This is a genomic window from Thermodesulfovibrionales bacterium, from assembly GCA_035686305.1.
Taxonomy (GTDB): Bacteria; Nitrospirota; Thermodesulfovibrionia; order Thermodesulfovibrionales; family UBA9159; genus DASRZP01.
In genome coordinates this window covers 1-9,433 of the sequence record DASRZP010000038.1, presented here as the reverse complement: position 1 = coordinate 9,433, position 9,433 = coordinate 1, and the positions used below count along the sequence as shown (strand labels likewise).

Below are 9,433 nucleotides of genomic sequence, written 5' to 3'. Positions count from 1 at the left end.
CCCTCACTATTCTGCCGGAGACCTTTTAGAATCAGCAGAGAAAGATTTCTCATCTCATGCAATTCTGGCTCCCCATCGGTATCCGCTCTCCTACGGACAGATGTGCGATCAGGTCGGTCGAGTTGTTTCACAGCTGAATGCTAACGGATTGGGGAGAAATGACCGTATAGCGGTGGTCCTTCCCAATGGCCCTGAAATGGCCGTCACCTTCTTGTCGGTAATCGCGTGCGCGACCTGTGCTCCCTTAAATCCCGGGTACCGGGAAAAAGAATTCAATTTCTACCTTTCGGATATCGACGCACGGGCAGTGATCGTTCAAAAGGGAATGGATTCGGCTGTCCGTTCAGTGGCCGCCTCACGGGACATCCCGATTATCGAACTGGTTCCCCTGAGAGATGCTGAGGCAGGACTCTTTGAGCTTGACATCAAGGGGATACTGTCGCCGAATGTGAAAACAGGCATTGCAGACACTTATGACACGGCGCTCATCCTTCATACGTCCGGGACAACATCACGACCGAAAATAGTGCCGCTAACCCATCGCAATATCTTTGCGTCAGCCCGTAATGTAAGCAGGGCTTTGGAACTCGGTGATGCTGACCGGTGTCTGAACGTCATGCCGCTCTTTCACATACACGGCTTAATCGCTGCTCTCCTTTCTTCACTTGTCGCCGGAGGAAGCGTTATCTGCACGCCAGGATTTTCTGGTCCAGACCTCCCTGACTGGATAGGAAGGTTTCAACCGACATGGTACACAGCTGTGCCTACGATCCATCAAACGGTCCTTGAATTGGTGGAAAGTAAGCTATTGGATTCTCGACAAAGTCAGTTCCGCTTTATTCGTTCCTCCTCGTCATCACTGCCGCCGACGGTCATGGAGAAACTTGAACATGCCTTCAACGCTCCCGTGATCGAGGCCTATGGCATGACGGAAGCCGCTCACCAGATGGCAAGCAATCCCATACCGCCATTGAAGCGCAAACCGGGATCCGTAGGGCTTCAGGCCGGCCCGGACGTAGCCGTTATGGACGACAGGGACAATATCCTGCCAAGGGGAGAGACGGGAGAGATCGTAGTGCGCGGTGAAAACATTATGAGAGGATATGAGAAAAATGCTGCGGCAAACGGGAAGGCATTCTCCCGGGGATGGTTCAGGACCGGAGATCTTGGGTATATCGACGACGAGGGATACCTTTTTCTTGCAGGTCGTTTGAAAGAGATAATCAATCGCGGCGGACAGAAGATTTCACCCCGAGAAATAGACGAAGCCCTCCTCGAACATCCCGCAGTGTTGCAGGCCGTGGCGTTCAGCGTGCCTCACAGAAGCCTCGGTGAAGCGGTTGCGGCCGCTGTCGTGGCTGACAAGAATAGGGGTCTTACCGAAAGAGAACTGCGGCAGCATACCGCAGACCGTCTGGCCCCTTATAAGGTACCCCAGCAAATTATCTTTGTTGACAGCATCCCCAAGGGTCCTACAGGGAAAGTACAGCGCTTAGGGTTGGCAGAAAGGCTATCTCACCTGCTGAAGCCCGAGTATATTCCCCCTGAATCGGAAATGGAGGTTATGGTCGCACGATTCTGGCGGGAAATTCTAGGGCTCGATCAGATTGGAAAGCACGATAATTTTTTTGCCTTGGGTGGTGATTCCCTTCGCGCCACGCAGATTGTCGTAAAGCTAACGAAAGCCCTCGGATTGGAGATTCCACCTATGATTTTATTTCAGAGTCCGACGGTAGCCCTGCTTGCAGGGGAACTGGCCCAACTCCAGGAGGAGAGTGAGGTCCTGGCGCTTGCAGCGGAGTTGCAGAAACTTCCCTCCGAGGAAGCGGCCCGTCTGCTTCGGCTAGGATTCGGAGATAACACGTGATGCCCGGCAGCTCGAAGGCCGATAACGAATTGAAGGACCTCAGGAGTCGCTTACGGGCTCTCACAACAGAAGAGCGAGCCGACCTAAGTCGTTGCTTGTCCGCCGCGAAGACAAGCGGTCATTCCTTGGTCGCCGAGGCTCTGCAGCGGTGCTCTGTGAAACACGTCCTGGGTATCACCGGGACGCCGGTGGACGCTATCTTCCCGGAATGTGCAGCACGGGGCATCAGACCTATAGGAACCCGTCATCAGCAAGCCGCGGTCCTCATGGCTGCTGCCGGCAACTACATTGCGGGACGGTTGGAATCGGTTGTGGTTGTCTCTGCCGGGCCGGCAGTGACCAATGCACTGACCGGGCTGTTGGTGGCCAGGGATAATGGTTGGCCTGTCATCGTCATGGGAGGAAGACGCCCCCTGCACCGTGAGGGGATCGGCTATTTCCAGGAACTTGATGCCCTGCCGATCTTCCGGAGCCTGACAAAGCGGACGGTGAAGGTCGAAGGGACCTCAGAAATCATGAGTGCCGTGGTTCAGGCGTATGAGATTGCCAGTAGCGGACGGCCCGGGCCGGTGTATCTTGATCTTCCGGAGGACGTTCTCTTCGGGACCGCTACTGTTGATCACTCCCTGTCCCCGACAATTCTCCCTTGGCGGGAAGAGGCTGGAGACGCGGTAGTTGAGGCTACGCGCCTGCTTACTGCCGCGGCACGGCCGCTGCTCATACTCGGCGAAGGTATTCGTTGGTCCTTTTCCCGGTCTTCGCTGCAGTGCATGGTGGAACAGTCCGGGCTCCCTTTCATCACGACGCCGATGGCGCGGGGCTTCCTGCCCGATGATCATCCGCATTGCGCCAATGAAGTCCGGCGGTGGGTTCAATCTCAAGCCGATGTGATTCTCATGGCAGGTGCAAGCTTCGACTGGAGGTTTCGTTTCGGAGGCGAGTTGGCGCCCGGAGTCAGGATCATACATGTGGACACCGACCCTGGGATGCTTGGAAAGAATGTCAAGGCCGTTCTGACGGTTTCTGCCGACAGCGGTCGTTTCCTTGTCCAACTCCAAAGGGCTCTGGCCCATCAGGACCCGACCAAGGCAACTCGGCTGAACCCCTGGCACGAAATGGTCAATGCGATGTGCAACGAGAGACGGCGGGCACGCCTGGCCTGGCTTTCCGAGGAGTCTGAGCCTATGCTTCCGCAGCAGCTCTTTGTTGCGATCCGAGATTTCTTGCCCACCGACGCCGTAGTGGTGCTGGACGGCAGTATCACTCTTTCGACGGGCCAGAAGGTCCTGTCCGTCAAAGCGCCATGCAGCTGGCTGGACCCGGGATGGAACGGATGCATGGGGAGCGGCATCCCCTTTGGAATGGGAGCCAAGCTGGCAGCGCCTGAGAGAATGGTGGTCGTCATATGCGGCGATTACGGATTTGGGTTAAGCGCCATCGACCTGGAAACCGCCGTGCGCCATCGAATTCCTGTCATCGTCGTCATCGCCAACAATAGCGGCATTACAGGATCGCTGAGACAGAAGGGGACTTTTCCGCCTGATTACCCTGAACTATTCAGTCGCTTCCAGCCCAACCTCAGATACGAGAGAATCATGGAGGTCTTTGGCGGCTATGGGGAGTTCGTGGCAGAAGCGGCCGAGATTCGACCGGCGCTTGAGAGGGCGGCGGCGTCCGGTCAGCCCTCATGCATCAACGTGAGTGTTGACCCTGATGCACCCAGTCCAGGTGTGTGGTGATCTGCGAATGCCATTTGCAAAAACTCAACTTGACCGGGGATCGGCCGGAGGAAGCCTCAGCCACCTCTGCATGGATATCTTAGAGGAGCGAAAATGGAATTAACCTATGGCAGCAGACTGCGAGAGACTCTGGCAGAAAATGGGATGATACCCTTTATAGGAGTGTACGACACGTTTTCTGCTGCAATTTCGGCCCGGCGCTTTGATGGAATATTCGTCAGTGGTTTCAGCTTTGCAGCGAGCTATTACGGGATGCCTGACATCGGTCTGATTTCATGGTCAGATATCGTCGGATTTGTCCAGAGGTTAAGGGCTATCCTGCCCCGCCAGCACCTTCTCGTCGACATCGATGACGGCTATGCAGATACCGAGGTCGCTTGCCATGTTGTCTCCCTGCTGGAATCGGCAGGGGCCTCCGGAATTATTCTGGAAGACCAGAAGCGGCCCAAGCGCTGCGGACATCTCAACAACAAACAGATCCTGAGTCTTGATGAATTTCTGCCAAAAATCGAAAAGGTCATTGCAACGAGAAAAGACATGGTGGTTGTAGCCAGAACGGATGCGCATGATCTGGATGAGGTTGTGAAAAGAGTGAGGGCCTTTGATGAGGCCGGGGCGGATTGGTTATTGGTCGATGGCGTTTCTCGCCTCGATACCGTCAAGGCTGTCAGGGCCCATACCAGCAAACCCCTTGTCTTCAATCACATTACGGGTGGCAAGTCCCCCTCTTTATCATTAACAGAGCTCAAGGCCCAGGGAATTTCTGTAGTGTTATACAGTACTCCCTGCCTCTTTGCCGCCCAGGCCTCAATCGAGGAGACGATCAGGGCCCTGAAATCCCGAGACGGCCTCCTGCCTGCAGGCGAGACAAAAAGTGTCGATCTTTCCGCATGTCAGGCCCTTCTTGAAGAGAATCTTCTGAAGCGGACTCTTCTATGAGAGACAGCAATGAATGAGCTGTCTGAGCGCATTTCCCGCCTTGCCCCTGCACGGAAGGCGCTCTTTGAAAAGTTGCTCAGGGAGAAGGGCGGCAGACCGTCTTCGGAAAGGGCTATTCCGAAAAGAGGGACCCTTGAAACAGCGCCTCTTTCTTACGCCCAGCAACGCTTATGGTTTCTCGATCAGTTGGAGCCTGGCAGTTCGGCATATAACATCTTTTTCGCGATACGGCTTAGCGGTCATCTCGACGTTACCGCCCTGGAGCGGGGCCTTCGCGAGATCCTGAGGCGTCACGAAGCACTGCGCACTACCTTTGTCACCGAGAATGATGAGCCTCTTCAGAAGATCGCTTCTGTGACACCCTTCACCCTGCAACAGGTAGACCTCAGTACAATGCCCGATGAGCAGAGAGAGGCCGAAGTCCGGCGGCTTACCAGGGAAGAGGCGTCCCGTCCTTTTGACCTTGCTGCAGGTCCGCTGCTGCGGGTGAGACTATTGCGACTGACCCCACAGGAACACATTCTACTCTTAACGTTGCACCACATCGTCTTTGACGGCTGGTCCATGGGTATCCTCTACCGGGAGCTCTCGGCACTGTACAAAGCCTTTTCGAACGGTAATCCATCACCTCTTGATGACCTACCCATCCAGTATGCGGACTTTGCAGTGTGGCAGAGGCAATGGTTGCAGGGAGTAAGACTGGATGAGCAGCTTTCTTATTGGAAGAAGCAGTTGGGCGGAAATTTGCCGGTATTGGACTTACCGATTGACTATCCGCGTCGGCCCATGCAGACCCACCGGGGAGATCGTTGTTCCCTGCGGTTGTCAAGGGAGTTGAGCTGCGCAATGAACGCCCTGTGTCAGAGGACGGGAAATACGCTGTTCATGATGATGCTGGCCTCGTTCAACATACTCCTCCATCGACTAACCGCACAGGATGACATTATCATAGGCACACCTATTGCCGGGCGCAACCGTCTTGAGACAGAGGGGCTGATCGGGGTTTTCATTAACACCCTCGTAATGAGGACCGATCTTTCGGGGAGCCCGACTTTCCTCGATGTCCTGTCCCGTGTCGGCAAGGTGGCAGTCGACGCTTACTCCCATCAGGATCTGCCCTTTGAGAAATTGGTCGAAGCATTGCAGCCTGAACGTGACCTGAGCCGCACTCCCCTCTTCCAGGTGATGCTGAACATGCAGAACCCGTCAGATGATTTCCCGGAACTTTCTGACTTAAAGGCAGAGATCATTTCACCATCCGAGGAGGATTCGAAGTTTGATTTTACCCTGTATGTTTCTCCGGATGAGAAGGGGATCCTCCTGGATCTGGTATACAATGCCGATCTTTTCGGAGGACAGAGAGTAGCGGAGATGCTGGGGCAGATGGGACATCTCCTGAAACAGGTTGTCGAAGATCCGGCGAAATCGATAGGTTTGTATTCGTTACGTTCGACTCGTTCTCTCTCCTTTCTGCCCGATCCCTACTCTGCCCTGCATGAACCCGAGTATCTACCTGTCACAAGCATGTTTCTTTCCCATGCCGACAGGTCGCCTCATCATCCGGCGGTTACCCGGAATGGACAATCCTGGAGTTACCGACAGCTCTCTGAAGGCGTTACCCATCTGGCGGGAGTTCTGCGAAACGGTGGGATTAACAAGGGAGACGTGGTAGCCGTTACCGGACCGAGGAGCTTTGGGCTCATAACAGGCATAGTCGCGGTATTTTCGAGCGGCGGCGTCTTGCTTACTGTTGATGAAAACCTTCCTGCGATGCGTAAGCGCATCATGTGTCAGGAGGCGAAAGCAAAATGTTTGCTGCACATAGGAGAAGGCGAAAAAGAGCGTCAGTGGTTCAATGGACTTTTTCCGTCAGGCATTATCACCGTAGAGGAAGAAAGGGGACTGGCAGCCGGTGTCGAAGAGCCATTCGAGCCGTCAGGAACGGACCTTCCGGAACTTTCCCCGAATGACGCTGCGTACATCTTCTTCACGTCGGGCTCAACGGGCGTTCCCAAAGGAGTGCTGGGGTGTCATAAAGGCCTCAGCCACTTCCTTACGTGGCAAAAGGATACATTTGCGGTCGGCCCGCTGGACCGCTGCGCACAATTAACGAATCCCACCTTTGATGTTGTTCTGCGGGACATTTTTCTGCCCCTGATCAGCGGAGGGACTCTTTGTCTGCCCGATGAATCTGACGGACCCTTTTCCGACGGCGTCCTATCGTGGCTGGAGAGGGAGAGAGTCACCTTGCTGCACACGGTTCCGTCTGTTGCCAAATCGTGGCTGGGGAACATTCCGCCGGGGACAAGGCTGCGGTCGCTGCGTTATGTTTTTTTTGCCGGGGAACCGCTCCGGGAAACACTCGTGAGAAGGTGGCGTGCCGCCTTTCCCGTTTCAGGGCAGATAGTAAACCTTTACGGAACAACGGAAACGACCCTCGCAAAGTGTTTCTACGTCGTGCCCGACGATATCGCCCCGGGAGCGCAGCCGGTGGGCCGGCCCCTCCCTGAGACACAGGCTCTGATTCTTTCAGAAAAGGGCCTACTGTGCGGCATCGGCGAGTTAGGGGAGATTGTATTGCGCACGCCATTCCGTACGCGTGGATATGTCAACAATCCCCAGGAAGAACAACTGCGCTTCATGAGGAATCATTTCCGGGATGACCCGGAGGATATTCTCTACCACACAGGAGATCTGGGACGTTATCGCCACGACGGCTTGCTCACCGTACTCGGCCGTCGTGACCATCAGGTCAAGATTAACGGGGTAAGAATTGAGCCGGATGAAGTGGCAGCCGTCCTTGAACGCCATCCTCACATAAGATCAGCGGTTGTGACTGCAAGGCAGAGCGATGAGGAAGAATGTAGCCTGGTAGGTTACATCGTATGCCAGTCACAGCTCAACGTCTCCACATCGGAACTAAGAGCACACCTGGGTAAACATCTTCCTGAGTACATGATACCCTCCGCCTTTGTTATGCTCGACTCACTGCCGCTGACTCCAAACGGCAAAGTTGACCGAAAGGCCTTGCCGGCGCCGTACGTCGAAAAGCCTGATATAAAGGAAGCCTTCATCGCTCCCAGCACCCCTCTGGAGGAGGCGCTGGCTTCCATGTGGTGTCAAGTTCTTGGTCTTGAACGGGTCGGAATCCGTGACAACTTTTTTGAACTGGGCGGACACTCGCTCATCGCCACACAACTGGCCTCTCGGATAAGGAGAGATTTGAACTTCAGGATTAGCGTCCGTGGGATTTTCGAACACCCTACAATCGAGCTGCTCGCCTTTTGCCTCATCGAAAAGGAGATAAGTAACTCTGCCTTTGAATCCATGGATGAGCAGCAGAGCCAGATGGAATTCATATCTGATGGCACCATGGAACGTCTTCTCGCCCAGAACGGCCTGCCCAAGGGAGGAGTTGAGGACAGAGACGGTGAGGGAACTCACTCATCGTCTCTACCATTCTCCTGTCCCCGGAAGAAATCAGAGCTTTTCGGGAGACACGAATGTAATCTCCTTATGGTTATTAATGAAGAGTTCGACCTCTCTGCATTCTCGAGCTTTGAGAGAGTGGCAAAGTATGTGAAGGAACTCGATCCGAGTATCAATGTGGCAGTTGTCAGGGATCGCGCTCCCATGGACCTGAATCTTCCGGACCGTCCCACCTTGATATTTTCACCGGCTCTCATCAGGAATTATCCACCCGTAAAGGAGGGCAGAATATTCTGTGGACAACCGCTCAGCAAGAGCGAGGAGTATGCGGCCTTGGAAAAGGCGGGTATTCCTGTGCCGCCATGGGCCCTGCTCACTGAGGGAGAAACACCTGATCTCTCCCGATTTGATGACTACGTGGTGAGGAAGCCTGACCACGGGGGACGGGGAGCAAAAGTGGTCGCCATGCGGAAGAACCGTCTGAGATGGAGACCGATTGTCACAAAATCTGCAGGATTGAGTCCGTCCACGATCATTCAGGAGTTCATCTACACAGGGCCGTGGCCTGTGAGTTACCGGGTCAATACCCTTTTCGGAAGGGTGTTGTATTCAAACAAGTTCGTATCGAGTGGAGACGGGCCCGGTTTGGCCGGACCGAAGGATTTCAAATCTGCGGTGAGGCATGAAGGCGTCTCTATCGTGGCAAGCGCCAAGGGCTCCCGGCTTGAGTTGAATTACGATGAGGAGATCATCATGCTTGCTGAATCGGCCCATGGAGCATTTCCGGAAGTACCTTTGCTCGGCTTCGATATCGTCCGCGAAGTACCCTCAGGAAAGCTGTACGTATTGGAGGCAAATGCTATCGGCTATGTGTGGAAAATCAATACCAAGGAGTATGGGATCCCTTTGGAAGAACAGTTCGACGGAGTCAGGAAGGCCGCCTACATCCTTGCTGAAAGAACACAGCAGATTGCCTCTCAGTCTTCATCGGGTAATATATCTTTAAGCACCGGAGAACACCAAACGGCTGAAGCGGGAAAGACCCCTCAGGAGAGGAACCTTAGCCTCCCGGGGGAAGAATGGGGGCATCATGGACGATCTTAGACGGCGTATTGCCGGGCTTACTCCTGAAATGATGAGACTGATCGAACGCCGTTTCATGGAAAAGCCAAAGGCTGTTGTGAGAGAGCAGGAAATTTGCAGGAGAGGAACGGCCGATCCGTGCGTGCTTTCCTTTGCCCAGCAGCGTCTCTGGTTTCTCGATCAGTTGGAGCCTGGCATCGCGGCATATAATATCTTCTCTGCGATACGGCTTACCGGGCAGCTCAACGTAACTGCCCTTGAGCGGAGTTTTGGCGAGATCCTGAGGCGTCACGAAGCACTGCGCACCACCTTTGTCACCGAGAATGATGAGCCTCTTCAGAAGATCGCTCCTGTGGCAACCTTCACCCTACGGCGG

Annotated in this window: 5 protein-coding genes; all 5 read left to right on the top strand. The window is 54.6% G+C overall.

The window, feature by feature from the left end; all coding sequences use genetic code 11:
- Window positions 1-1,867, top strand: a 1,867-nt coding sequence (locus VFG09_04140; GenBank protein HET6514326.1) for an AMP-binding protein, incomplete at its 5' end; no start/stop codon positions are given.
- Window positions 1,867-3,606 carry a thiamine pyrophosphate-binding protein gene (locus VFG09_04135; GenBank protein HET6514325.1) on the top strand — a complete coding sequence of 580 codons (1,740 nt, stop codon included), beginning with the start codon at window positions 1,867-1,869 and terminating at the stop codon, window positions 3,604-3,606. The genes VFG09_04140 and VFG09_04135, both read left to right, overlap by 1 nt.
- Window positions 3,607-3,699: 93 nt before the next feature.
- Complete coding sequence (locus tag VFG09_04130; GenBank protein HET6514324.1) at window positions 3,700-4,545, top strand: isocitrate lyase/PEP mutase family protein; 846 nt, start codon at window positions 3,700-3,702, stop codon at window positions 4,543-4,545.
- 9 nt (window positions 4,546-4,554) lie between these two features.
- A complete protein-coding gene (locus VFG09_04125; GenBank protein HET6514323.1) occupies window positions 4,555-9,078 on the top strand; it encodes an amino acid adenylation domain-containing protein in 4,524 nt (1,507 codons plus the stop codon).
- A partial coding sequence (locus VFG09_04120; protein ID HET6514322.1) for a condensation domain-containing protein occupies window positions 9,065-9,433 on the top strand: 369 nt, incomplete at its 3' end. The genes VFG09_04125 and VFG09_04120, both read left to right, overlap by 14 nt.